The organism is Rhodococcus sp. I2R, from assembly GCF_020889545.1.
Taxonomy (GTDB): domain Bacteria; phylum Actinomycetota; class Actinomycetes; order Mycobacteriales; family Mycobacteriaceae; genus Rhodococcoides.
The window spans coordinates 33,849-58,797 of sequence record NZ_JAHUTG010000009.1; the positions used below are offsets into that span (position 1 = coordinate 33,849).

Below are 24,949 nucleotides of genomic sequence, written 5' to 3' on the forward strand. Positions count from 1 at the left end.
CCCGCCCGATCGGTCCGCGCACTAGGATCGAAACCGGCCCGGCGATGCGGCACGCGTCGGGACAGTTTTCTAATCGATCCCGAGGGGGACGATCTTGTCGGTGAAGCAGAACCTCGCACGCCACCGCACCTTGGCTCACATCGTCGACGGTGTCGGCGCCGTTCGCGTGATGAATCGCGCAGGGCTGGTGCCGTTTCCGCGGCTGGATCGCGGCATCGCATCGATACGCGCCGTCGGGAAGTACGGTCCGTTCGCAGGTCCAGTCCACGCTCATGCCCGTGCGGGAGTCCAATCGATCGCGCTGATAGACGAACGAGGGCCGCTGTCGTATGTGGAACTCGAGGAGCAGTCCAACGCTCTGGTGCGAGGGTGGAAGCAGGCGGGTATCGGTGCCGACTCGGTCATGGGAATCATGGCGCGCAATCACCGCGGCACAGTGCTCACAATGCTCGCGGCAGCGAAGGCCGGCATCCGGCTGGTGATGATGAACACCGGATTCGCTCCCCCGCAACTAGCCGATGTCGCCAGCCGAGAACAGGTCCGGTCGTTCGTCTACGACGAGGAGTTCAGCGAGGTGGCGGCGGCGCTGGCGCCCGAGGTAGCCCGCTACATCGCATGGTCGGAAGAGCCGAGCGATGTGCCCACTCTGGACAGCGTCGTGGCGGGCAATTCGATCGGGCCGGTTCCTGCTCCACAGAACCACGGCGGATTCGTGTTGCTCACCAGCGGCACCACTGGAACCCCGAAAGGCGCTTCGCGGGACCGTACGTCACCGCTGGCGTCGGCCCAGTTCCTCGATAGAGTGCCACTGCGTCGAGAGCAGACCATGGTGATGGCCGCACCGATTTTCCACGGCACGGGGGTATCGCAGTTCGCACTGGCGCTGTCCCTGCAAAACACCGTTGTAATGCACCGAAAGTTCGATCCGCAGAACACCATTCGTCTCGTCGCCCGTCATCGAGCCGACTCACTTGTACTGGTGCCGACCATGTTGCAGCGAATCGTCGACCTGGACCCTGCATTCTTGGCATCGCAGGACACCTCGTGTCTGCACATCATCTTCGCCGCGGGTTCATCGATCAGTCCCGACCTGAGTCGACGAACGGCAGACACATTCGGTCCGGTTCTGCACAATCTGTATGGATCGACGGAGGTGGCCGTCGCGACGGTGGCCACTCCGGAAGATCTGGCGCGCGCACCGGGCACTGCGGGGAGACCCCCGGTGACGTGCCATGTCGAATTGTTCGACAACGACGGAAATCCGGTGACCACCGCCGGAAGCGTCGGCAGAATTTTCGTCTCCAGCGGACTCAGCTTCTCCGGTTACACCGACGGGCGCGACAAGGAACGAATCGCAGGCTTGGTCTCCACCGGGGACGTCGGGCATTTCGACGACGACGGCCTGCTCTTCGTCGATGGCCGCGACGACGACATGATCGTCTCGGGTGGCGAGAACGTGTATCCGCTCGAGGTGGAGAACCTGCTCGCCGACCATCCATCCGTCGCCGAGGCGGCAGTCGTCGGTGTCCCGGACGTGGAGTTCGGGCACCGCTTGAGGGCCTTTGTGGTGCCGATGAAAGGTTCTCCGCACGACGCCGATTCGCTCAAGGCGTACGTCAGGTCTCATCTCGCCAGGTACAAGGTTCCGAGGGAGGTCGTCTTCCTCGGCGAGCTCCCCCGCAATGCCACCGGCAAGCTGTTGCGGCAAGTTCTTGCCGAGTACGACGAGACCAGCGCCGCCGACCCGCGCCCCGAGACGACCTGGTAGAGAAGTGAGGTACACGTCGAAGCGGAGGAGAACACCACAATGTTGGATTGGGCGAAAAAGCTGAAGGACAGAGTACGAGGGGTGTTCGCCGAGGCCGAGCAAGAACTGACGGCGCTCGAAGGCGTCGACACCGTCGACCTCACCGCCCACGAAACCGATGACGGCGAAACCACCGACGGTGACGCTACCGACGACGACGCTACCGATGATGGCACCGAACCGGATCCAGAGATCGTCACCGACAGAGGCTCTGGAGACAGCTGACCGAACCTGGGATGGTGTGGCCAGCATCGCGACTTCCAAAGAAAACAAGAACGGCCCGGAACTGAAAGTTCCGGGCCGTTTCGTTAGTAGCGGGGACAGGATTTGAACCTGCGACCTCTGGGTTATGAGCCCAGCGAGCTACCGAGCTGCTCCACCCCGCGCTGTGAACACAAAGTTACCCGACGGTGTCCGGCAATAGCAAATCGCGTTCCATCGAAGGACCACCGCCACCGACGCGACGGGAATTTCGCAGGACGAGCCATCGAGCACCACGAGATACAAGTGTGCTGCACCACAGTTTCGACGTGATTCGCGGCACATAACAACCGCGTAACGAACGGGACACGAATGCGTCCCGATGGTGTTTGACCAGCAATAACGCCTTTCAGCGTCCCAGCATCCGGACTCGGGCAGTCCCACGGATTGGTGTGACATGGCAAAAAACCTCGACTAGGTTCGCGGTCGGCCCTACAACGCAGGGTCAGTACCGCCCCCGCCGCTGCATTGCTCTGCCCCGCGGGGGATGGTTCCCCGATACGCACGGGGGCAGAGCCGCAACACCTACGAGCACAGTCTCGTGCACGACGCCGGGAAGCACGCACTCGAGGTGCCTCCAACGGTGGGTTGCGTTAGCCAGCGCGGAGAGGATTCACCCCGAATGACCACAGGAACTAATTTCGGCAAGCGCGCACTCGGATGGGCCGCCGTCACCGGCGCCGTCGTAGCAATCCCCCTCGGCCTGTCGGCTGGCACCGCCAACGCAGCTACCCACAACTGGGACGGCGTCGCCCAGTGCGAGAGCGGCGGCAACTGGGGCATCAACACCGGCAACGGTTACTACGGTGGCCTGCAGTTCTCGCAGAGCACCTGGACCGCAAACGGTGGAAGCGGTTCGCCGGCCAGCGCGTCCAAGGCCGAGCAGATTCGCGTTGCCGAGAACACCCTGCAGAGCCAAGGCGTCGGCGCCTGGCCCACGTGCGGTCAGTACCTGACAACCGGTGCAACGACCCCAGAGCCGACACCGGCACCGGCCCCCGCACCCGAGCTTGCCGCCCCCGTGGAGCAGGCACCCGCCGCGGTTGTGCCAGTGACACCCGAGTACCAGGAGCCCGCTCAAGAAGTCGTCGAGCAGGCCACCACCGTCGCGCAGCAGCACTTCGACGCCGCGTCACAGGTCGCCGCACAGTACGGCCTGAGCGCACAGTTCGACCAGTTCGTTGCTGCGAACTCCCCCGTTCTCGCGTCCATCGGACGCTAGAGATCGGCAGGTCCGAACCTGCAACAACAAAACGCCCCGATCACTTCGCGAAGAAGTGATCGGGGCGTTCTTGCGTACTGGGGGAATCAGTTCGCGTTGTAAGCGTCGATAGCATCCTGCAACGCATCGAACGCGTCACCCAATCGACCGAGATCGCCGCTCTGCTGCGCCGTCCGTACCTCCGCCAATGCGTCGTTCAGCTCCTGCACCTCGGCCGCCGTCGCGAGCGGCGCCTGCGGCGTCGGTGCGGTGTTCGGAGTACCCACGGAAGCTTCGCCGGTGTTGCCTTCCGCCTCGACAGCTTCACCGGAGTCGGTGCTCGGCTGCGGATCTGCAGCATCGCCACCCGGTGCGGTCGCGGCCGTACCGGTGCCCGAACCGAACACCTGATCGAGCGCTTCCGACAATCGCGCCGCGTAACCGACACGAACACCGCCGTCCGACCCGGGTTCCCGGTAACTCACGAGAACACGTGTGAGCTGCGGGAAGGTCGATGTAGATGTTGTGTTTCGCTCGGTGTAGAGCGGCTCGACGTACAGAATGCCGCCGTCTGCGATGGGTAACGTCAGGAGGTTGCCGTACTGAATGTTGTTCGACTGCTGCAACAGCGTCCTGTCCGAGGCAACTCGCGCGTCCGAGGTCATCGAGTTCTGAGCCTGCTGCGGGCCCTGCGTCTGCGTATCGGTCGGCAACTGCAGAATCGTGAACTTTCCATAGTTTTCCGGATCCGAACGGACCGAGATGTACGAGGCCAGCAGTTCACGGTTGAACCCGACCATTGCGCTGGTGAGTCGGAACGACGGTTCACCCGTTTCCGGATCACCGATCAGCACGTAGTAAGGAGGCTGGTTCAGCTCGGTACCACCGTCGACTGTCGGGTCGCTCGGAACCGACCAGAACGCATTGTTGGTGAAGAACTCGTTCGGGTCGTCGACGTGGTACTTGGCCAGCATCTCGCGCTGAACCTTGAACAGATCCTCCGGGTAACGGAAGTGCGAACGAAGCTCGTCGGAGATCTCGGACTCGGGCTGAACCGAATCCGGGAATACACCCATCCAGGCCTTCAAGACCGGATCGGTCTCGTCCACCTGGTAGAGCTTCACCGAGCCGTCGTACGCATCGACGGTCGCCTTGACCGAGTTACGAATGTAAGAAACCTCGTCGCGGGGAAGTGGACGCCCCGTCGTCGGCTCGATGCTGTCGACGGTGAGTCCATCGAGCGATGCACGCTGGGCGTACGGGTAGTTCTCGAGCGTGGTGTAGCCGTCGACGATCCACACGATCTTGCCGTCGACCACGGCCGGGTAGGAGTCGGTGTCGGTGGTCAACCACGGCGCCACCTTCTGCACACGTTCGCGCGGATCACGGTCGAACAGGATCTTCGACTCGCTGCCGATTGCACCCGAGAACAAGATGTTCCGCTCCCCGTACTTGGCAGCGAAAGCGAGTCGGTTGATCCAGTTACCGACGGACACACCACCGGATCCGGTGTAGGTGTACCTGGACGCGTCGGTGTCGTACTCGCGATCACCGGCGCCGGAAGCACCGACGATGGCGTAGTCCGGGTCGGCCTGCGCGATGACCTCTCCGTAGTAGATACGAGGCTGATCGACCGGGATGACCTGTTCCGACCCCTGCGACGATATGTCGCTGACGGTGTAGATCGGGTAGCCGCTGTTGCTGCTGGCCCCTTCGGCGGTCGGATCCTCCACCGCGGCGTTGACCCGGTTGGCGGGTGCGGCCACGAACCCATTGCCGTGGGTGTACACGGTATGGCGGTTGATCCAGTCGGTCTGGTTGCCGGTCAAACTTTCGGGCGAGAGCTCGCGGGCTGCGACGATGTAGTCCTGCAGCTGACCGTCGATCTCGTACCGGTCGATGTCGAGGGTGGCCGGGAACCCGAAGAAGTTCTTCAACTGTTGTTGCTGAGTGAACGTGCGCGAGAGGACATTGGGGTCCAGCAGCCGGGTGTTGGCGATGGTCGTGATGTCAGCTTGGCTCTCGCGAGGGTTCTGCGAACCCTCACCGGAATACGCCTCGTATTCGACGACATCGTCGCCGATACCGTACGCATCCCTGGTGGCGTCGATATTGCGCTCGATGTACGCGCGCTCCTTCTCCGCAGCGTTCGGCCGAACCGAAAACTGCTCCATGAGCAGCGGGAAGACCGCACCGACCAGGATCGAGGACAGCACGAGCAGTGCGGTAGCGAGCGCGGGAACCCGGAGATCGCGCAGGAAGATCGCCGCGAAAAACGCTGCGGCACAGATCACAGCGATGGCCAACAGGATCAGCTTGGCGGGAAGCACTGCGTTGATGTCGGTGAAGCCGGCGCCGCTGAATGTCGGTTCCTTGCGCGTGCTGGAGAGCAGCGTGTACCGATCGAACCAGTAGGCAACGGCCTTGAACAGCACGAACGTCCCGGCTATGACCGCCAGCTGGATACGCGCGGCGCGCGTGAACGCGCCCTCGCGTCCGGCGAGTCGAATCCCACCGAATACGTAGTGCGTCACCAGGTTGGCGAAGAAAGCGAACAACAACGCCACGAACAGCCAGTTCAGAACGAACCGATAGAACGGCAAGTCGAACGAGTAGAAGCCTATGTCGAGGCCGAATTGCGGGTCGGTGATGCCGAAGTCACCACCGTTGAGGAAAAGCTGCACCGTAACCCAGTTCGCTTGCGCGATCAGCCCGGACAGTACGCCGAGGGCTACCGGAATTCCGATTCCGAACAGGCGCAACCTGCTCATCACTGTCGTGCGATACCGAGCGATCGGATCGTTCGGCCCTGCAACGGGTACGAACACGGGACGGTTGCGGTAGGCCAGCAGAAGCGCCAGGAAGACGATGCCTCCGACAATCGATCCGACGAGGAGGAAGAGTGCGACTCGGGTCAGCACGGTGGTCGTGTACACCTGACGGAAGTCGACTTCGCCGAACCAAAGCCAATTCGTATAAGTGTCGATGAGGCGGGGACCGACGAGCAAGAGCGCTGCGAAGATCAAGGCCAGTACAAGTAAAATCCGTCCACGCCGCGATAGCGACGGTAGACCGGTGGGGGCCCTCATGCCCACGTGCCACACTCCAACTTCGGGCGATACCCAAGGGCATCGCTGATGGTTTCGCGGTACACCGTGCGCACCGCGTGTCCGATTTTGACCCCACTGTACGGAACGGGTCGACAGCCTGCCGACCCCCGTCGACTCAGGACCTACCGGGCGCGATCGAACCGGTGAACGGTGGGAAGATGTCAGGGTGAACGATTTCAACGACGACCTGTTCGGCGACGGTGCCGACTCGATTGACGACGACGTGAGCACCGGAGGATTCGGTGAAGCACTGGCGCGATGCGCGCGGGAAGTCGCCGACTTCGTCGACGGCGAGGGGTGGGGCCAGCGGCCTCAGCTCTTCGCCCTCGTACCCACGTCCGTGTTGGCTGCGGCCGAACCGGCGTTGCTCGAGGAGCTGACGGATGGATCGGCGCTGACGCCGATCCAGCAGCACAACCTGCCCGAGGACATCACCGGCGGATCACGCGCACTCGACGAATTCCTGGCGACGACCAGTTGGCCCGAGGGGGTTGTCGGCTGCGCTCTCGTTCAGGAGATCGTCATCCTGCCGCCCGCGGCCGAAACCGATCTCGACGACGCACTCATCCCACTTCTCGCGGACAGGGACGCCGCCGACGACGCAGCTCGACACGCTGCACACTCGCATCCCGACCGCAAGGACGGAAGACTGATCGCCGCCGTGGTCAAGGACGGGCCTTCGCTGACCCTTCTGCAGATGCAACCCGAGGGCGACGAGGATCCTTTCGCCCCCATCGAATTGCTGCTCTACGACAATCTTGCACCGGGAATCGTGCACGCCTTGTACACGACTTTCGATGTCGTGGACGACGACTGAGCTGGTCAACAGGTAGGGGGGCTCTGGCCTGCGCCGATCGCCTCGAGCGAATCGATGGCACTGTCGAGCGAATCCACCCTTACCAAGCGCAGCCCGTCCTGAGCGTTCTGCACAGCTTCGCTGCAGTTCTGCGAAGGAACCAGAAAGGTCGTGGCACCTGCCTCGCGTGCCGCGATCAGTTTGTACGGTATCCCGCCGATGGGTCCGACCGTGCCGGCCGAATCGATCGTTCCCGTACCCGCAACGAAGTCGCCGTTGCTCAGCTCACCAGGGCTGAGTTTGTCCACCACAGCCAAGCTGAACATCAACCCCGCCGACGGTCCCCCGACGTCCGCAAGGTTGAAGGTGACCGTGAACGGCACATCGGGCTCCTCCGCTGGTGTGACACCGAGGTAGCCGCTCTCGGCGTCATCGGGTCGCGCTCCCAGGACGACCGACTCCGTTCTGACGACGCCGTCCGCGTCGACAACGATCTCGACGGTGTCACCCGGTGAGCGGGCGCTGATCGTCTCGCGAACACCGGTGACCGTGTCCACCGACTCACCCGCCACCGAGACCAGGCGCTCACCCTCGTTCAGCAATCCAGCCGCAGGTCCGTCGGGCGCCACAGCTCCGATCACGAGCGCGATCGGCAGGCCCAGATGGTGAAGCGCGGCCAGCTCGGCGCTGCTCTCGGACTGCTCGAAGTCGGCTTGGTTGCTCTCCTGGACCTCCTCCTTCGTCTGGTTCGGTGGATACACCTCCTCGCGCGGAACGAGACCCTGCCGACCGGTGGCCCAGAAGCCGAAGGCCTCGAAGATGTTCAACTGGTCGCGGACTGCCACGGTGGTCATGTTCAGATGACCCGTCGTCGGGTCCACATCGACGCCGTCGATCTGCACGACAGGCTCGCCGTCGGCGTCACCGAGCGTGTTGTACGTCGGCCCGGGACCCAAGGCCGCGAAAGGCACAGTGATCACGGTGCCGACCACGCCGAGTACGACTACGGGCGCGAGGGCGGCAACCAATGTGGCAATCCTACGATTCACCCGACAAACATTAGAACCGTCGTCTGTGCGGTACATGTGAGACCCCTCCCGAAGGCATCGTCACGGTCACCGACTGTTCGCCATCAGCGTGATCACCAGCGTGCTCTTTCGTGCTGAAGCCTTGTACCGTTGACGTATGAGCAATTTTGGGTTCAACAGCTCCGACGAGGATCCGGACAAGAAAAAGGATCAGGGCGGAGACGGCACGCCCGGCGGGTTCGGATTCGGTGGCGAGGGCTTCGACCCTGCCGCTCTGGGTCAGATGCTCACCCAATTCGGCCAGATGCTCAGTGGAATGGGCGCACCCGGGGCGGGCGGCGCGTCTGCCGGTCCGGTCAACTACGACTTGGCCAAACAATTGGCGAGACAGCAAATCGGCAATGTCTCCCCCATCGGGGCGGGCAAGGCCGAGGCCGTGTCCGAGGCCGCGCATCTCGCCGAGCTGTGGCTCGACGGCGCGACCACCCTCCCAGCCGGTGCGTCGAAGACAGCAGCGTGGACGCCGGTCGATTGGCTCGACAACACGATCGACACCTGGAAGCGCCTGTGTGATCCGGTAGCGGAACAGATTTCCGGTATGTGGACCGCGGGGCTCCCCGCAGAAGCGCAGCAAATGGCCGGACCCATGATGGGAATGCTGACGCAGATGGGCGGGATGGCATTCGGCTCACAACTGGGCCAGGCTCTCGGGCAACTGTCGAAGGAAGTTCTGACCTCCACCGACATCGGGATCCCTTTGGGGCCGAGCGGTGTATCGGCGTTGCTTCCCGAATCGATCGCGGCGTTCACCGAGGGTCTCGAGCAGCCCGAACGCGAGGTTCTGGTGTTCTTGGCCGCACGCGAAGCTGCGCATCAGCGCCTGTACAGCCATGTGCCGTGGCTTCGCCAGCGCGTCCTCGCGACAGTCGAAGAGTATGCGCGCGGGATTCGTATGGACTTCTCGGCCATCGAGGAGGCAGCCGCCGGCCTCGATCCGGCATCGCTGACCGATCCGTCGAAGATCGAGGAAATCCTGCAGCAAGGCGCTTTCGAACCACAGACCACGCCCGAGCAGAAGCAGGCGCTCGAGCGTTTGGAGACGCTGCTCGCACTCGTCGAGGGCTGGGTCGAGACAGTCGTCGCCGAAGCTCTCGGAGACCGCCTGCCCGGAGCGGGCGCGCTCGGCGAGACCATCCGACGACGACGCGCGTCCGGTGGGCCCGCAGAACAGACCTTCGCCACCCTGGTGGGGTTGGAGCTTCGTCCTCGCAAGGTTCGCGAGGCGGGTGAACTGTGGCGGCGTTTGAGTGCCGCAGCCGGCGTCGACGGGCGCGACGGAGTCTGGGAACACCCCGATCTGCTCCCTGTCTCGGCCGACCTCGACGACCCAGCCGGATTCATCGACGGCATCGTCGGCGGCGGAACGAGCAGCTTCGACGACCCGATCGCTCAGCTGGAGGCGACCGAAGCGCAGGAACGCTCGGAGCGCGAAGCCGGCGAGAACGAGGACGGCGAGAACGACGGCGGTACCAAGGACAGTGGTTCCGCGGGGTAGTCGGTCCCACCGAAGGGGGCGTTGCGAAGTTTTTCGGATCACCCCGATTTCTGCACCGAAAGCCCTGCTCGACGCCGGTGTGAGCCTGTGGATAACCCCACCCGATCTGTCGGTGGTTTCCTGACCGAGGTGGCACCCTCGCGACATGTCCACATTGCCCCTGCGTAGACCCAGGCTCCACGCCCCGATTTTCGTCCAACGCGACGGAACCGCGCGGCTCGGCTGGCATCCCGAACGGTCCTTCGTCGTCACACCGCCACCCGGCATCGAACCCGAAGCCCTACTGGACCTCCTCCGACGCCTCGACGGCGTGCATTCCCGCGCGCACATGATCTGGTACGCGGGCACCATCGGGCTGTCCGCGAACGCGATGTCGACGATGTTGGCGGAACTCGGAGAATCGGGCCTGTTGAGCGAGGGCACTGCGCGCGCATCGACCGAAAGGGCCGACGAGACCGCTGTGGTCACCACGGTGCACGTGCTGGGGCGAGGACCGATCGCCGACGCCGTTGTGGCCGGCCTGGCCGCGTCCCCTCTGACAGTGATCGAGCGCCCCGGGGCCGCGGCGTCACGGACAACGGGACCCGACGATGATCGAAGCAGGTGCGATATCGCACTGCTCACCGACGATATGGCTCCTGATCCCGCCGTGGTCACCCGACTGGTTCGCACCCGCACGCCGCATCTGCAGGTTCGACTTCGCGACGGTCGCGGCATTGTCGGACCGTTTGTGCTCCCCGGCGTCAGCAGCTGCCTGCGGTGCGCGGACCTTTTCCGTTGCAGTGCCGACCCGCAATGGCCGCACGTGTCGGCTCAGCTCCTCGGACGTGTCGGCGAGGCAGACAGACCCACGGTTCTCGCCGCTGCAGCAATCGCGCTGGCCCAGATCGAGGCCTTCGCGGACGGTCGTCGCGCTCCGTTGCAGGACACGACAGTGGAGATCGATTTGAACGACAGTTCCGTCTCCCGTCGAACATGGTCGCGGCACCCACGATGCGACTGCTCGCTGTTGTGACGCGCCGAGCAGGGCTCTCACCAGCGCTGTAGGCAAGATAGCGCTCCGTCCGACATGATGGAGCCGTGCCAGATATTCCTCGCCGGGGCTCCGCCCGTACTGCCAAGCTCGCTCGCATCCCGATCGGCATCGCCGGCCGTGCAGCCGTCGGCTTCGGAAAGAAGCTGGCGGGCGGAAACCGCGGCGAGATCGACTCCGACCTCGCCGCCAAGGCTGCCGAGCAACTGTTCTCTGTTCTCGGCGAACTCAAGGGCGGGGCAATGAAGTTCGGACAGGCCCTGTCCGTCATGGAAGCGGCCGTACCCGAGGAATTCGCCGAGCCTTACCGGGAGGCACTGACCAAACTCCAGGCCGATGCGCCGCCCCTGCCCGCAGCCAAAGTTCATCGCGTGCTCGACCATCAACTCGGCACCGAGTGGCGGTCTCGTTTCGCCTCGTTCGAGGATGTACCTGTTGCGTCGGCAAGTATCGGCCAGGTACACCGCGCCGTGTGGGCAGACGGCCGGGAGGTGGCTGTCAAGGTGCAGTACCCAGGCGCCGACGACGCTTTGCGTGCGGACCTGAAGACGATGTCTCGCTTCGCGAGCACGTTCAGCGCAATTTTCACCGGCGCGGATGTCAAACCGGTGCTCGACGAGTTGATCGCACGCACCGAGGACGAGTTGGACTACCGCATCGAGGCGGGCAATCAACGTGCCTTCGCCGCGGCCTTCGACGGTGACCCGCAGTTCGCTGTGCCACGTGTCGTCGCGAGCGCACCCAAAGTGCTGGTCACCGAGTGGATGACGGGTGCGCCGCTGTCGTCGATCATCGCCGATGGCACCCCGGAGCAGCGGAACGCAGCAGGCGAACTACTGGTGTTGTTCGCGTTCGCTTCGCCGGCGCGGGCACGGTTGCTGCACGCCGATCCACATCCGGGAAACTTCATGTTGTTGGCCGATGGACGCCTCGGCGTCATCGATTTCGGTGCGACAGCCCCGATGCCGAACGGTCTGCCCCCGGTGCTCGGCCGCATGGTTCGTCTGGCGCGGGACGAGCGTTTCGACGAACTCGTCGACCTGTGCACCGATAGTGGGTTCGTCATTCCCGGCCGGAAAGTCAGTGCGCAGGAAATCTCGGACTATCTGCGCCCGTTCACCGATCCCATCAGAACCGATTCTTTCCATTTCACTCGATCGTGGCTCCAGAAGGCTGCCGGAACCGCGACCGAGTTCGACAGTGCACAGTTCCGCACTGCCCGAGCTTTGAACATGCCCGCGGAGTACATCATGATCTTCCGTGTCCTCGGCGGGTTGGTCGGCATCTGCGCTCAGTTGGATGCGTATGCGCCGTACATGGCGATCCTCACAGAATGGATGCCCGGCTTCGACAGCGAAGTCTGATCAACTTCGGCTGGGAAGCCGGGCATCGGCGATCGGTTCACGCGACCTGTGGTTGCTTGCGGGGACGTCCGCGCGGTCGCTTCCGTGCGACGACGACTCCCTGATCGAATATTTCGCCGCCCCACACTCCCCACGGTTCGGCACGATCGAGTGCTGTGCTCAAACATGCGCGACGAATCGGGCACTCGGTACACAGCGCCTTCGCGCGTTCGAGTTCGCCAGGACTGTCGGCGAACCAGAGGTCGGGATCGGCGACGCGGCAGGGCACGCGAAGTCCCGAGATGCGCGAGAAACGGGAGCGTTCGTTCACGATGTGATCGTCGATCGGGTGGCTAGCAGCGTCGATGCGTTCGGATTCGCCTTCGGGTCGGCATGTCGTCCGGATCGTGACGGGTGACACGTCGGTCTCCTCTACTTTTCGTGCGGCTTGTTTACAGTTGGCTGGAAATTCTGCGAACCAAGTGAGCCGAACGTTCGAGCGGAGGGGACTCCTCGAACGAAAATGGCCACGGTCCGCGTATGCGGGTCCGTGGCCTTGTTGGCGAATCGAGTCTCTCTATCGAGACTTCTCTCGATATCGAATTTCGATCACGGACTTCATTCGTGGGCGGCGGTGACGCGCTGCCAAGCCGAGAGCACCGGCGGGCGCCTGGGCGGCTGGTGCCTGAGTAGCGAGGGCAGCAATTGCCTTGTGCGCGCAGGGCTCAACGGCCACTGCTGCTGCGGTGCCGGGGAGCCAGGTGGAGGCGTCGACGACCTTCGCGGTGTGCGCATCGTTCTGCGTTCCAGCTTCGAAAATGTAGTTCGTCATCGTTCTCCACCTCCTGTTCTGATATCGATCTCGGACAATATGAACCACAGCGGATCACAGCGTAGGAACACGCGGCTTCACTCGAGCGGTGGAAACAGACTAAACCTCTGCGCCGAAACAGCACAAGTTATTTTCTACCTGCGGTTTCTTGCTCGGCATCGAGTGTCGGTCAGGTAGCCGATGATTCCCGGACCACCGTCAACACGTCTGCGCCGAAACGCTCTAGCTTCTTTGCGCCGATACCAGGAATAGCGACCAGACCGCGGTCGTCCTGGGGTTGCTGTTCGGCAATCGCGGTCAGCGTCGTGTCACTGAAGACCACGTATGCCGGAACTTTCAGCTCGCGTGATTTCTCCAACCGCCACGACTTCAACGCATCGAGCAGTGCTTCGTCCACATCGCTCGGATGAGATTCACACCGCCCCAGCATGGTTGCGCCGGTGCCGATCAACGGCTTTGCGCACAATCTGCACTTCGGCCCGGACTTCTTCGTCGGCGTCGCGGCAATACGTGACGCCGGCGAATCCTCGGGTATCAACCCGTTGAGGAATCGGGACCTGCGCCGCGACTTGCGCCCACCCGCGTTCCGAGCCAGCGCCCATGACAGATGCAGGTGTTCGCGGGCTCGGGTGACCCCGACGTACAGCAGTCGACGCTCCTCCTCTATCGCGGCGTCGTTGTTCGCGCTCGGATCGTTGCCCAGGGCATGCGAGATCGGGAGAGTCCCGTCGGCCAAGCCGACGAGAAAGACTGCATCCCATTCCAATCCCTTGGCTGCGTGCAGTGAAGCCAAGGTGACGCCCTGGACCACCGGTGGGTGGCGAGCCTCGGCCCGTGCGGCGAGCTCGCCGAGCAGCCGGTCCAGGTCGAGATCGGAGTCCTGTACGAGCAACTCTTCGGTGACCTGAACCAGTCCGCCGAGGGAGGCCCACTTTTCACGTGCTTGCGCGCCGGCCGGTTCGGTTGCGGTCAATCCCAATGGGGCCAGCACCGCTCGAACCAGAGAGGGCAACCCCTCCCCCTGCTTCGATTCTTCAGGGAGATCATCCCGGCCCGAGGCCGTTCGCAAGGCCGAGATACCCTGTCGCACTTCGGATCTGTTGAAGAATCCCTCCCCGCCTCGAACCTGGTACGGGATCTGCATCTCTGTCATCGCCTGCTCGTGTACCTCGGACTGCGCGTTGATGCGATACAGCACGGCAATTTCCGAGGGGGCGGTCCCTTTGGCGATCAACCGCTTGATCGCCCGAGCGACACCGTCGGCCTCGGCCGGCTCGTCGTCGTACTCGAAGAACTCCGGCTCCGGACCGGGGGCCCGTTGCCCGATGAGCTGCAGGCGCGTCCCAGCGATGCGGCCACGTGCCGCGCCGATCACCCTGTTCGCGAGCGAGACGACCTCGGGTGTGGATCGATAGTCTCGCTCGAGCCGCACCACGGTTGCGTCGGGAAACCGTCTGGAGAAGTCGAGCAAGTAACGAGGGGTCGCGCCGGTGAAGGAGTAGATGGTCTGATTGGCATCTCCCACGACCGTCAGATCGTCACGTTCACCCAACCAGGCATCGAGCACCCGCTGCTGCAACGGTGTGACGTCCTGGTATTCGTCGACGACGAAGCAGCGGTACCGCTCCCGGAACTCGTCGGCGACCGCGGAGTGCTCCTCGAGCGCGGCCGCTGTGTGCAGAAGCAGATCGTCGAAGTCGAGGAGGATTCCCTCGCCACCACGGTTCTTGAGATCCTCGTATCCCGCGTACACGGACGCTACTTTGGCCGCATCCATCGGCACCTCGCGGCGCAGCCGCGCGGTCACCGTCGGGTAGTCCTCGGGCGCGACGAGCGAACCCTTGGCCCATTCGATCTCACCGGCCAGGTCGCGGACCGAATCGGTGGACGTCGACACACCGGCTCGGTGCGCGGCTTGGCTGACGAGGGCAAACTTGCGATCCAGCAGCTGCCAGCTCGTATCGCCGACGACCTGGGGCCAGAAATACTTGAGCTGTCTCAGGGCTGCGGCGTGAAATGTTCGGGCCTGCACGGGTGGACCGTCGCTACCTACGCCGAGTTCACGAAGTCGCCCACGCATCTCACCGGCAGCTCGCGCCGTGAAGGTCACGGCCAAGACCTGCCCCGAGGAAACATGGCCGGCGGAGACGAGGTGCGCAATACGCCTGGTGATCGTGCGCGTCTTTCCCGTTCCGGCGCCCGCCAACACACACACCGGTCCGCGTGGCGCCGCGACCGCGGCAGATTGTTCGGGATCCAAACCGTCGATCATCGAATCCACAGACATGGCGTCCATCATGTCAGGAGCCTCCGACAGTCCTCGATTGCGTCCGCAGGAGGCTCGATAGCGGTCGCGACCTCCGACCGGAACAATGGACCGACACACAGTGTTGAATCGAGCCATGACGTCCACAGAAAACAACACCGCCGCGGAGAGCCCAACGGCCCTCACGATCTACTCGACAACGTGGTGCGGTTACTGCCGTCGACTCAAGACGCAGCTCGACGAAGCCGGGATCGGCTACTCGGAAATCGATATCGAACAGGACCCGAAATCGGCCGACTTCGTCGGCAGCGTCAACGGCGGCAACCACGTGGTCCCCACGGTCCTCTACGCCGACGGATCGACAGCGACGAATCCCACCCTCGCGGCGGTCCAGCGAGCGCTCGGCGTCTAGCTCGGGCTCGATCAGCCGGTGTTCGCGGCCCACGCCTCGAGCATGCCGCGCGCGATCGAGATCGATCCGGGTAGTAACAGCCTCGCCGGAGAATCGGACGCCCAGTCCCCCAGTTCCAGGGCGCCTCGCACCTCGGCGCGGTCGAACCAGTGCGCTTCGGCGATCTCACCGTCGAGGAACTGCAGCGGCACCTCTGGATCGGCGACGGCTGCGAAGCCGATCATCACCGATCGAGGGAACGGCCACGGCTGACTGCCGAGATAGGTGATGTCGGACACAGTAACTCCGACTTCTTCCTTGATCTCGCGACGAACGCACGACTCCAGCGACTCACCTGCCTCCACGAACCCGGCGAGTACGGAGAAGCGACGCTCCGGCCACGAGGGCGCGCGAGCGAGCAAGACACGGTCGGCGCCATCATGGACGAGGCAGATCACTGCCGGGTCGGTCCGCGGGAACTCTTCGTGTCCGTTGGATGTGCTCGTCCTGGACCACCCCGCGGCCGACGGAGTAGTCGCTGCACCGTCGAGTGCGCTGAAGCTCGCCGACGCATGCCAGTTGAGAATCGCGAGTGCACTGGTCAGAACTGACAGCTCGTTCTCGCCGAGCTGATCACCCGCCATCCGCAGATCGACGATCTCTCCGGCCAACGCGCCAACGCGCTGCGCCCACAGGTGCCGGTCGCCGTCGATTCCGAGGAACACTGCATCGAGGGCTGGTTCGGCCGAGACGTCCGTCGCCGGGACATACACGAGTCCGGATTCGTCGATACGCATCCGGCCGCGATGATCGACCTGCAGAATTTTGGCGGTGGACCAGCCGGCCCTGAGGGCCTCTGTGTTCTTGCGCAGCTCCTCGGCCCGATCGAGCGGAGAACGCGAAAGCAGGGGTGCTCGTTCGAGCTGAAAGCGTGGCACGACCCGACCCTACTGCCATGACCCGGCCGCGCTCAGGTCACTCCCCGACGCGGCGGATGTAGAGAAGTCGGTCGTCGGCCTCGACGGCATCGACCTCGGGAGCACCGATTCGGAAGAGCTTTCCGCCACGGACGACGCCCAACACGATATCGGTGAGGTGCCGCGGCGATCCGCCGACCTCGTCGCGTTCGACTTCCCGCTCGGCGATGGCGAATCCCGCCTCGGGGGTGAGCAAGTCCTCGATCATCTCCACGACGGACGGAGTGGAGGTGGCGATACCCAGGAGGCGGCCTGCTGTCTCCGAGGAGACTACGACGGAATCGGCTCCCGATTGTCGGAGCAGGTGCGTGTTCTCTGCCTCGCGGATCGCTGCGACGATCTTCGCTTTCGGAGCGATCTCCCGCGCGGTCAGGGTGACGAGCACGGCGGTGTCGTCTCGATTGGTGGCAACGATGATGGCGGCCGCGTGCTGAGCGCCGGTCAACCTCAGCACATCGGACTTGGTGGCGGACCCGTGCACCGTCACCAACCCCATGCTCGATGCCGTGTCGAGCACAGCCTGATCGGTGTCGACCACGACGATCTCCGACGCCGGCACGCCGTCGCCGATCATCGCATCGACAGCGGTACGGCCTTTGGTTCCGAAGCCGATGACCACGGTGTGATTGCGCACGCGGCGCCTCCATCGCTGAATTTTGAATGCCTGCCGGGACCGCTCGGTGAGAACAGCGAGCGTGGTACCGACCAGCAAGATGAGGAAGAAGATTCGAAGTGGCGTGATGACCAGGATGTTGACCAACCTGGCAGAAGGCGTGACCGGGGCTATGTCTCCGTAGCCGGTCGTCGACAACGACACGGTTGCGTAGTACAGCGCATCGAGCATCGACACCCCGTCGCCCTGGGAATCCGAGTAGCCGTCCCTGTCGATGTAGACGACGGCCGCAGCCAGAAACAGTGCGCCCAGCGCAATGAGCACGCGACGATAAATTGCACGCCAGGGGCTGCTCTGGAGCTCGGGGACGCGAAGGACGCCGACGAGCGCGAAGTCCGGCCTGTCCGTCAACGTGTCACCGTTGTTCAGACGAGTCCGCAATCTACCGGCCACCTCGTCTACTCCCCTTTTCCATCGTCCACGGCTGGCAGCGTATCCCGGTTCGCTGAAATCGTGACGCCGTGGCCCGAATGTCGCGGCTGAACGTGTGGCACGGTGGATCCATGACAGGACGAAATAATCAGGCTGCGTTCCGATTGTCCGCATTGTTGGCCGGTGCAGGAGTACTGCATTTCGTTGCGCCCAAGTTCTTCGACATGCAGGTTCCGAAGGCGCTGCCGGGTACAGCACGCATGTACACCACCGTTTCGGGTGTCGCCGAGGTCGCAGTTGCGGCGGCGTTGGCCGTGCCGTCGACGCGGCGCCTCGGCGGCGGGCTCGCAGCCGCGCTGTTCGTTGCGGTGTTCCCGGCGAACATCGACATGGCGCGCCGTATCGTGGCCGATCCGAAGTCCTCCACAGCGATGAAGGCGACTGTGCTGGCCCGGCTGCCGTTGCAGATTCCACTCGTGACCGAGGCCATGAAGGTGCGCAAGAACGCTGCTCAGAGGTAGTCCTCGGTGGTGCCTTCGATGAGTGCGGTCAGAGCGAGGCCGTCCGGTAGGTCGTCCGGGGAGATCGTTCGGCCGCTGCGAACGTAGTGGAATGCCGCGCGCACCATGTGGAGCGGCACCTGCTCTCCGTCCGGTCGAGAGGCCGACATCAGCTCCGCCCAGGCGAGCCGATACGCAGCGAGCTGCATGCCGACCGATTTCTCCTCGTTGGCCGTCGGTTCCTTGCCGGTCTTCCAGTCGACGACCGTCCAACCCCCGTCCGGATCGGCGAACACTGCGTCGATGCGCCCACGCAGAACTGTTCCGGCAACCGAGGTTTCGAACGGCACCTCCACCTCGACCGGACTGCGCAGGGACCATTCCGAGGCCAGGAATGCGTTCTGCAGAGTTTCCAGATCGACGTCGGCCGCCGCCCCGGTGTCCGCGGACCCGGGAAGTTCGTCCAGATCGAGCAGCCGGGTAGCGCCGAATCGACGTTCGACCCAGGCGTGAAACGCAGTACCCCGGCGGGCGAGCGGATTCGGCGGGAACGGCAGCGGTCGACGCAATCTCGACGCCAACGCATCGGGATCCGCTGCGAGATCGACCAACTGACTGACCGAAAGATTGCGAGGCAAAGGGACAGTTGTGGTGGAGCGGGTGCGCTCGTGGCGCTCGGCGAGCAACGTCTCGACCTCTGCGGCCCAATTCTCCGGGTCCTCGCTCACATCCGGCTCGGCCGCCGCTTCGGACTCGGCGAGCGCGAGCAGCACAGCTCGGGCCCCATGTTCGACGGCGCTGCGACGCTGCCCCAGGGGGTCTGCAGGCCATGTCGCAGAATGCGGCTCGGCCGTCAACGGGTTCGCGATTCCGGGCTCGGGCGCGGGTGCCCATTCATCGATGACGGCAACCGGTTCGGGTTGCGTTCGAGATGGGTCGTCGACGAGCGATTTGAGCTCCTTCAAGAACTCCGATGGCCCACGCGGTTTGCTACCGGTTTCACCCCAGTGGTGCCCGGAGACGAAGAGCGCGCGTTCGGTTCGGGTGAGCGCTACGTAGAAGAGTCGGCGGTCCTCGGCGAGTCTCCGACGAGCGAGAGCATCCTTGTGTCGATCGATGGCCTCCTGCAGGTCTTTTCGGTTGTGCACATCGAGCAGATCCAACGTAGGTACACCCTCCGACATGTGGCCGTTCTCATCTACCTCCGCACGGTCACCGCGCAGAATCGGAGGCAGCTCGGCCATCGCACCCAGCCAGGTCGATGATGCCGTCGAGGACGGGAAGACCCCGGCGGAAACGTGCGGCACGGCAACCACCTCCCATTCGAGGCCTTTGGCCGAATGGACGGTGAGTACCTGGACGCGGTGCGGCGCCACCTCCACCTCCCCTGGCGCGAGTCCGTCCTCCACCGTGTCCGCTGCGGCGAGGAACGACAGGAACCCGGTGACCGTGGCGGTCGGGTTGTCGGCGTAGTCGGCCACCACGACAGCGAACTCGTCGAGGTGTTCGCGACCGACTCCCCCTGCGGTCGACGGTGATGTTCTCGCTTGCGCCTCGATTCCGATGCCCATCGCACGCTCGATATCGGCCACCAGTTCGGTGAGCGGTTGCCCTATCCGCTCACGGAGCGAATGCAGTTCCTGCGCGAGCGCGGTGATCCTCTGGTACCCGCGCGTCGAGTAGCGATCGGCCGGGCCGGGATCGGCGATGGCGTCGGCAAGTCCTGCTTCCTCTGCATGCTCGCCCGGTAGAGAGCTGCCGAGGGCAGCGTCGAGGGCAGCGATGTCGTCCACTCGGCCCGGTGTGCCGTAGCCGCCACCGATACCTAGCTCGCGAGTTCGACGTGCCAATGCCCGGAGGTCGGCTGCCCCGATCTGCCAGCGTGAACCCGTAAGCACTCGCATCGCGGCGCTCCCGGCCAGAGGGTCGGCGACGAGCCGGAGCATGGCGATGACGTCGGCAACCTCTGGGACGTGCAGTAGCCCACCGAGGCCGACCACCTCGACGGGCAGCCCGCGCGCCCGAAGCACCTCGGCGAGCGGCTCCGCGTCGGCGTTGCGCCGCACCAGAACTGCAGCCGTCGGCGGTGGGCGCTCCTCGTCGAGCGCGACGCGAAACTCGTTCTCGATACGATCGGCAATCCACTCCCGCTCGTCACGGACTGTCGCGGACACCGCCAACCGAACATCTCCCGCCGTGGCTCCGGGCCTGGCGCGCAACGTGGGGACCGGTACTCCGCTTCGACGCAGCGGCGCGGTGATGTGGTTGGCAAGCTCGAGTGCTTCTGGCGGATTCCGCCAGCTCGTCAACAATTCGAGCCTCGGCGCAGGACCGGCCGCCGTCGCGAAATCGGTGGCGAAACGCGGCAGGTTGGCTGCCGACGCGCCGCGCCACCCGTAGATGGACTGCATAGGATCACCGACCGCGGTCAGCGCCAGCGCCGGATCGGCGCCGGCGCCGAAGAGAGATGACAGCAGCACTCGCTGGGCATGCCCGGTGTCCTGGTACTCGTCGAGCAGGACGAGCCTGAACCGGTCACGCTCCGAGCGGCCCACCTCCTGGTGATCCGCGGCAACTCTCGCGGCCAGCGACATCTGACTGCCGAAATCCAGTGCGCCCTCCCGACGAAGTGTCTGCGCGAGTCTCTCCACCAGGGGCAGCAGAGCAACACGGTTGTGCTGAGCGTCGAGGATATCGAGCAGGGTCTTGGTCGGACCGCCCTTCTGCCCCGGCCCGGGCCCGAGGGTGTGCACGAGTGTGTCGAGGTGAGTGTGCGCGCCACGAAGATCATCCGGGTCGACGAGGTGCTCCGCGAGTTGGCCGGAGAGCGCCAGAACCGCCTCGGTGATGGAGGTGGGGTTGCGGTCGGTATCGAGATCACCGTCCCAGGTGCTGACCACGCGATGCGCGAGCTGCCACAGTTCGGTCTCGGACAGCAGGGTCGCCGACGGCTCGATCGGAAGCAGGAGTCCGTGTTCGGCGAGCAACCGGCCCGCATAGGAGTGATAGGTGCTCACCTCCGGCTCGCCGCTCATGATGCGTTCACGCAGGGCCAGGCTCGGATCCAGTGCCCGCACCACGTCCGATCCGGCCAGTCGGGCGAGCCGCGCTCTGATGCGTGAGGTGAGCTGTTGGGCAGCTTTTCTGGTGAATGTGAGCCCCAGAACGCTGTCCGGGTCGACGAATTCGTTCGCCACCATCCACACCACGCGTGCAGCCATCGTCTCGGTCTTGCCTGCACCGGCACCGGCCACGACGAGTGTCGGCCCGGCCGGCGCGGCGATCACAGCGGCCTGCTCAGCCGTCGGCGGATGCTTCTGGCCGAGGGCGCGGGAGAGTTCGATCGGATCGATGCGGGCGGCCCTGTTGGGGGCCGCCGAGGTGCGGCCGGGGCTACGACGTGATGTCAATTCTCGGTCACCTGTCTACCGGTCTCGTGTGCTGGGCAACTCGACTTGACCGGACAATGTCGACAACCGTCGTTGACGTGGGCGTCGAACGTCGGTCCCTGCGTCGCGGACGCAGCCCGGTGCACAGTGTCTCGCCACTGCTCGAGTTGCTCCGGAGTGGGGGCCTGCTGAATCCGTTGCGTCGCACCTTCTTTGTTGTGCGGTTTGGCCACGAAGACCAGACGGGCTCCGCCCGGCGGCCCGGCGGGCTCGCCTTCGATGGCACCCGCTGCGGCAGCGACCTGATACGTGGCGAGTTGGCTGTGGTCACGTGCGTCGTCCTTGGAGACGACTGTTTTCGCTGTCTTGACATCGACGATCACCGGTCGTCCGTCGAGGTCGTGTTCGAGCCTGTCGATGCGCCCGCGCAGTGCCACCGACGGTTCACCCTCCGACCTCGATTCGAGTACGCCGGCCACCTCGACCTCGATTCCCGCTTCGGTGAGCTCACCGCGGGTCCCGCGCAGCCACTTCTCGAACGTCTCGAGCATTGCTCCTGTTCGGTTCAGTTCCCGGCGCGAATACCACTGCGATCCTAGATCCACTGCATCCCATGCTGTTTCGAGTGCGCGGCGCAACTGATCGGGCGCCATCTCTCCGGCAACTGCCTGCACCAGCGTGTGCACGAGCGTCCCGGTGATCGCATGGGTGTTGGCGCCGTCGTTCCCACCATGGCGATCCAACATCCACCGAAGGGGGCATGTGGTGAGCTGTTCGACTGTCGACGGTGACAACGGGACAGGGCCGTCCTCGGCAGTCCACAGCGGTGCGTCGGTACTGATGCCGCCGACACCGAACCACCCGTCGGGATGAGCGCCCTTGACACCCGCGCGAGCCAATCGAGCCAGTTGACGGGCCGCGCGCGCATGCTTGGCCGGGTCACGCTCGGCGATCACTGGATCGCAGACCACACCGCGCAGTTCGGCAACGAGCATCGGCAGGGCGAGTACGCGAGTGTCGGGTTGCTTCTCGGACACGCTGGGTACGTCCGCAGCATCCTCTGCCCCACCGCGGTCCCCTCCCCCGCCGCGCAACTCGTCCACGAACCGTGACCGAACGAGGTCAGCGTCTCCCGTGCTGGAATCGACTGCGGTGACGTGCAATACCGACCGGGCACGCGAGCACGCGACAAAGAACAGCTTTCGCTCCTCCGCAAGCAGCGGCGCTGTCTTCGACAGGGCGGCGTCGATGGACCTGCCTCCCTCCCCGATACCTCCGGCCAGGTCGACCAAGGCTTCGGTGCCCAACAAGCTTCCGCGGGCACGCAATCCGGGCCACAACCCTTCCTGGACACCGGCAACTGCAACGAACTCCCACTCGCGTCCCGCTGACGAATGCGCGCTGAGCAAAGTGACCGCACTCCGTACGACTGACGACCTGCCTGCATTCGAGGTGGGAATCTGCTGTCCGCTGATGTAGTCGACGAATCCTGCCAGACGTGCCTGCGGAAGACGGTCGACGTAGGACGCTGCGGATTCGAACAACGCAACGACGGCGTCGAGATCACGATCTGCCTGCGCACCGACCGAGCCACCCCAGGCCGACGCAGCCGACCAGCGTCGCTCGAGCCCCGTCGCCTGCCAGGCAGCCCAGAGGACGTCTTCGACTCCGCGCCCGCGCCGAGCTACCGCGTTCGCCTTCCGCAATACGGACAGAACTCTGCGGAGCGGCGCCGATTCGACTTCGGAGAGCTCACGGACCCACGCAGCGCTGCCTCGAGTGACACCGGATTCGACCGGAGTGCCCGCCTGCACGATCACCTCTCGCAACAATTCCGCGGAATCCCGCTCACCACCGTTCGAGAGTTCGACGCGCCGTACCCCACGTCGGAGTCTTCGCAGACTCACCGGGTCGGCGCCGCCTATCGGTCCGGACAGCAGCGCGAGTGCATCTTCACCGTCGAAAGTGTCGTCCACCAGCGCACGCAGAACCAGCAGCAGACCGACTGCGCCGTGCTGACGGTGGAGCGGCAGTTCGGAAGCCGGCGTCACGAGCGGAACTCCCGCAGCCGACAGCGCGCGACGCAGCGGAGCGATCGACCGCGGAACCGAACGCACGACGATGGCCATCTCCGACCAGGGCATCGCGTCGGAAAGATGCGCTCGTCGCATCGCGTCGGCAATGAAGGATGCTTCTTTCGCTGCCGAAGGCAGCACGTGGACCGACGAACGACTCACACCGAACCGAGGCTCGGCGACCGCCACCGCCCCGCGATGCCGACCGATTCCCGGCAATCGACCTGCGATGGTTCCGGTCAGTTTCGTGACCTCCTCGACGCTGCGGAAATTGCAGTCGAGGACGATTCGTCTTTTCGCCCCAGGTTCGGCCAGATCAGCGACGAAGGAGGCATCGGCGCCCCGGAAGGCGAACACGGACTGATCCGGGTCACCGGCGATCACTGTCGATTCGGTGTTCGTACCGATCAGTCGGACCAGCTCCGCCGCCTGAGGATCCAGATGCTGTGCGTCGTCGACGATCAGGTGCCTGATGCGTGCACGCTCGGCACGAAGCAGTTCCGGGTCGGTGGCGAATGCCATCAGGGCGCTGCCGATCAACTCCGCAGCATCGAGCCCGGGAGCAGAGGCCCCCGCCGCCTCGACGCCGACCGAACCGCGAAGCAGCATCGCCTGCTCGTACCTTCTGGCGAATCTGCCGACTGCGATCCACTCGGGACGCGAGTGTTGTCGTCCCAGCTTGATCAGATCCTCCGGCCCGATCCCGCGCTCGGCCGACCGCAGCATCATCTCGCGCACCGCAGTAGCGAAGCCCGTCATCGCGAGAGCCGGCCGCAACCTGTCCGGCCAGTCGCGCGCCTCGTCCTCGAGATCGCCGCGAAGCATCTCGCGAACCACGGCGTCCTGCTCGGCTCCGGTGAGCAACCGGGGAGGCGGGTTGCCGTGGATTGCGGCCTGCAGTCGCAGGACGGCGAACGCATAGGAATGGACGGTCCGTACCAGCGGTTCTCGGGTCGCGCGAACCGAGTGCGCACCCGCAAAGACACCGCCGGTGATCTCGTGCCGCATCGCCACCGCAGCGCGTTTCGATTGTGTCAGCACCAAGACCGATTCCGGGTCGGTGGAGACGACGCGCGATACGGCGTAATCGGCCAGCAGCGCCGACTTGCCGGTGCCCGGCCCACCCAGGACCTGCCAGGGACGCCAGGAAGGCTCTCCGACCGACACCGCGGAAATGGAGTCGAGATCGCCGGCGAGCAACGCCTGCGCAGGCCCGGACCAGGAACGAGGACTCGCGACGGCCACTGGTTCCCGCACCAGGGTCGTGGCATTGCCCTGCCTGCCGTCATCACGCACGCCGACCGGCGAAGTGCGTGCTGCGATGTCGGTGTCCATGGGAG

General features: G+C 64.6%; 18 protein-coding genes and 1 tRNA gene. 9 read left to right on the forward strand and 10 right to left on the reverse strand.

What is annotated here, in order from left to right; all coding sequences use genetic code 11:
• Nucleotides 1-169 precede the first annotated feature (169 nt).
• On the forward strand, nucleotides 170-1,768 hold the full coding sequence (locus tag KVY23_RS11205) for an acyl-CoA synthetase (protein ID WP_230556582.1): 1,599 nt from the start codon (nucleotides 170-172) through the stop codon (nucleotides 1,766-1,768).
• A gap of 39 nt (nucleotides 1,769-1,807) precedes the next feature.
• A complete protein-coding gene (locus KVY23_RS11210) occupies nucleotides 1,808-2,032 on the forward strand; it encodes a hypothetical protein (protein WP_230556460.1) in 225 nt (74 codons plus the stop codon).
• Nucleotides 2,033-2,119: 87 nt separating this feature from the next.
• Here KVY23_RS11210 and KVY23_RS11215 read toward each other — a convergent pair.
• A tRNA-Met gene (locus KVY23_RS11215) sits at nucleotides 2,120-2,193 on the reverse strand.
• Nucleotides 2,194-2,690: 497 nt separating this feature from the next.
• On the opposite strand from KVY23_RS11215, the gene KVY23_RS11220 reads away from it, so the two are divergent.
• Nucleotides 2,691-3,290, forward strand: coding sequence for a transglycosylase family protein (locus KVY23_RS11220; RefSeq protein ID WP_230556461.1), 600 nt, complete (start codon nucleotides 2,691-2,693; stop codon nucleotides 3,288-3,290).
• Between the two features lie 86 nt (nucleotides 3,291-3,376).
• On the opposite strand, the gene KVY23_RS11225 is transcribed toward KVY23_RS11220, so the two are convergent.
• Entirely contained in the window at nucleotides 3,377-6,364 is a 2,988-nt protein-coding gene (locus tag KVY23_RS11225; RefSeq protein WP_206511234.1) for a UPF0182 family protein, read from the reverse strand.
• Between the two features lie 238 nt (nucleotides 6,365-6,602).
• Here KVY23_RS11225 and KVY23_RS11230 point away from each other — a divergent pair, with 238 nt between their 5' ends.
• Nucleotides 6,603-7,196: a PPA1309 family protein gene (locus KVY23_RS11230; protein WP_187346808.1), complete on the forward strand. Its 594-nt coding sequence runs from the start codon at nucleotides 6,603-6,605 to the stop codon at nucleotides 7,194-7,196.
• Nucleotides 7,197-7,201: 5 nt separating this feature from the next.
• Here KVY23_RS11230 and KVY23_RS11235 read toward each other — a convergent pair whose 3' ends face one another.
• Entirely contained in the window at nucleotides 7,202-8,224 is a 1,023-nt protein-coding gene (locus KVY23_RS11235) for a PDZ domain-containing protein (protein WP_206511235.1), read from the reverse strand.
• Nucleotides 8,225-8,360: 136 nt separating this feature from the next.
• On the opposite strand from KVY23_RS11235, the gene KVY23_RS11240 reads away from it, so the two are divergent.
• The 3 genes from KVY23_RS11240 to KVY23_RS11250 all read left to right on the forward strand — a co-directional run bounded on the left by KVY23_RS11240 (nucleotide 8,361) and on the right by KVY23_RS11250 (nucleotide 12,155).
• On the forward strand, nucleotides 8,361-9,758 hold the full coding sequence (locus KVY23_RS11240) for a zinc-dependent metalloprotease (protein ID WP_075840180.1): 1,398 nt from the start codon (nucleotides 8,361-8,363) through the stop codon (nucleotides 9,756-9,758).
• Nucleotides 9,759-9,903: 145 nt separating this feature from the next.
• The gene (locus KVY23_RS11245) at nucleotides 9,904-10,773 is read left to right on the forward strand and encodes a TOMM precursor leader peptide-binding protein (protein ID WP_206511237.1); all 870 of its coding nucleotides are present in this window, start codon (nucleotides 9,904-9,906) and stop codon (nucleotides 10,771-10,773) included.
• Between the two features lie 65 nt (nucleotides 10,774-10,838).
• Complete coding sequence (locus tag KVY23_RS11250; protein ID WP_230556462.1) at nucleotides 10,839-12,155, forward strand: AarF/ABC1/UbiB kinase family protein; 1,317 nt, start codon at nucleotides 10,839-10,841, stop codon at nucleotides 12,153-12,155.
• 37 nt (nucleotides 12,156-12,192) lie between these two features.
• Here KVY23_RS11250 and KVY23_RS11255 read toward each other — a convergent pair whose 3' ends face one another.
• From KVY23_RS11255 to KVY23_RS11265, 3 genes are all read right to left on the reverse strand, one after another.
• A complete protein-coding gene (locus KVY23_RS11255) occupies nucleotides 12,193-12,480 on the reverse strand; it encodes a WhiB family transcriptional regulator (RefSeq protein ID WP_269418006.1) in 288 nt (95 codons plus the stop codon).
• Between the two features lie 231 nt (nucleotides 12,481-12,711).
• Nucleotides 12,712-12,966 carry a hypothetical protein gene (locus tag KVY23_RS11260; protein WP_230556463.1) on the reverse strand — a complete coding sequence of 85 codons (255 nt, stop codon included), beginning with the start codon at nucleotides 12,964-12,966 and terminating at the stop codon, nucleotides 12,712-12,714.
• Nucleotides 12,967-13,135: 169 nt separating this feature from the next.
• The gene (locus tag KVY23_RS11265; RefSeq protein ID WP_371829790.1) at nucleotides 13,136-15,265 is read right to left on the reverse strand and encodes an ATP-dependent DNA helicase UvrD2; all 2,130 of its coding nucleotides are present in this window, start codon (nucleotides 15,263-15,265) and stop codon (nucleotides 13,136-13,138) included.
• Between the two features lie 103 nt (nucleotides 15,266-15,368).
• Here KVY23_RS11265 and KVY23_RS11270 point away from each other — a divergent pair, with 103 nt between their 5' ends.
• Nucleotides 15,369-15,644, forward strand: coding sequence for a mycoredoxin (locus KVY23_RS11270; protein WP_206511241.1), 276 nt, complete (start codon nucleotides 15,369-15,371; stop codon nucleotides 15,642-15,644).
• Nucleotides 15,645-15,655: 11 nt separating this feature from the next.
• Here the strand turns inward: KVY23_RS11270 and nudC are convergent, their stop codons facing one another.
• Together nudC and KVY23_RS11280 are read right to left on the reverse strand one after the other, a co-directional pair.
• Complete coding sequence (nudC, locus tag KVY23_RS11275) at nucleotides 15,656-16,561, reverse strand: NAD(+) diphosphatase (RefSeq protein ID WP_230556464.1); 906 nt, start codon at nucleotides 16,559-16,561, stop codon at nucleotides 15,656-15,658.
• A 37-nt stretch (nucleotides 16,562-16,598) separates the two neighbouring features.
• On the reverse strand, nucleotides 16,599-17,666 hold the full coding sequence (locus KVY23_RS11280; RefSeq protein WP_075840184.1) for a TrkA family potassium uptake protein: 1,068 nt from the start codon (nucleotides 17,664-17,666) through the stop codon (nucleotides 16,599-16,601).
• Nucleotides 17,667-17,776: 110 nt separating this feature from the next.
• Between KVY23_RS11280 and KVY23_RS11285 the strand changes: the two genes are divergently transcribed.
• Entirely contained in the window at nucleotides 17,777-18,166 is a 390-nt protein-coding gene (locus tag KVY23_RS11285; RefSeq protein ID WP_230556465.1) for a hypothetical protein, read from the forward strand.
• Here KVY23_RS11285 and KVY23_RS11290 read toward each other — a convergent pair.
• A complete protein-coding gene (locus KVY23_RS11290) occupies nucleotides 18,157-21,555 on the reverse strand; it encodes an ATP-dependent DNA helicase (protein ID WP_230556466.1) in 3,399 nt (1,132 codons plus the stop codon). The genes KVY23_RS11285 and KVY23_RS11290 overlap by 10 nt on opposite strands.
• Complete coding sequence (locus KVY23_RS11295) at nucleotides 21,552-24,944, reverse strand: ATP-dependent DNA helicase (protein WP_230556467.1); 3,393 nt, start codon at nucleotides 24,942-24,944, stop codon at nucleotides 21,552-21,554. The genes KVY23_RS11290 and KVY23_RS11295 overlap by 4 nt, the downstream gene beginning before the upstream one ends.
• Nucleotides 24,945-24,949: the final 5 nt, after the last annotated feature.

Coding starts and splice junctions, on each gene's coding strand:
- KVY23_RS11245 (WP_206511237.1), top strand. CDS start 9,904: ATGTCCACATTGCCCCTGCGTAGACCCAGGCTCCACGCCCCGATTTTC.
- KVY23_RS11205 (WP_230556582.1), top strand. CDS start 170: ATGAATCGCGCAGGGCTGGTGCCGTTTCCGCGGCTGGATCGCGGCATC.
- KVY23_RS11285 (WP_230556465.1), top strand. CDS start 17,777: ATGACAGGACGAAATAATCAGGCTGCGTTCCGATTGTCCGCATTGTTG.
- KVY23_RS11210 (WP_230556460.1), top strand. CDS start 1,808: ATGTTGGATTGGGCGAAAAAGCTGAAGGACAGAGTACGAGGGGTGTTC.
- KVY23_RS11220 (WP_230556461.1), top strand. CDS start 2,691: ATGACCACAGGAACTAATTTCGGCAAGCGCGCACTCGGATGGGCCGCC.
- KVY23_RS11270 (WP_206511241.1), top strand. CDS start 15,369: ATGACGTCCACAGAAAACAACACCGCCGCGGAGAGCCCAACGGCCCTC.
- KVY23_RS11265 (WP_371829790.1), bottom strand. CDS start 15,265: ATGATGGACGCCATGTCTGTGGATTCGATGATCGACGGTTTGGATCCC.
- KVY23_RS11240 (WP_075840180.1), top strand. CDS start 8,361: ATGAGCAATTTTGGGTTCAACAGCTCCGACGAGGATCCGGACAAGAAA.
- KVY23_RS11260 (WP_230556463.1), bottom strand. CDS start 12,966: ATGACGAACTACATTTTCGAAGCTGGAACGCAGAACGATGCGCACACC.
- KVY23_RS11295 (WP_230556467.1), bottom strand. CDS start 24,944: ATGGACACCGACATCGCAGCACGCACTTCGCCGGTCGGCGTGCGTGAT.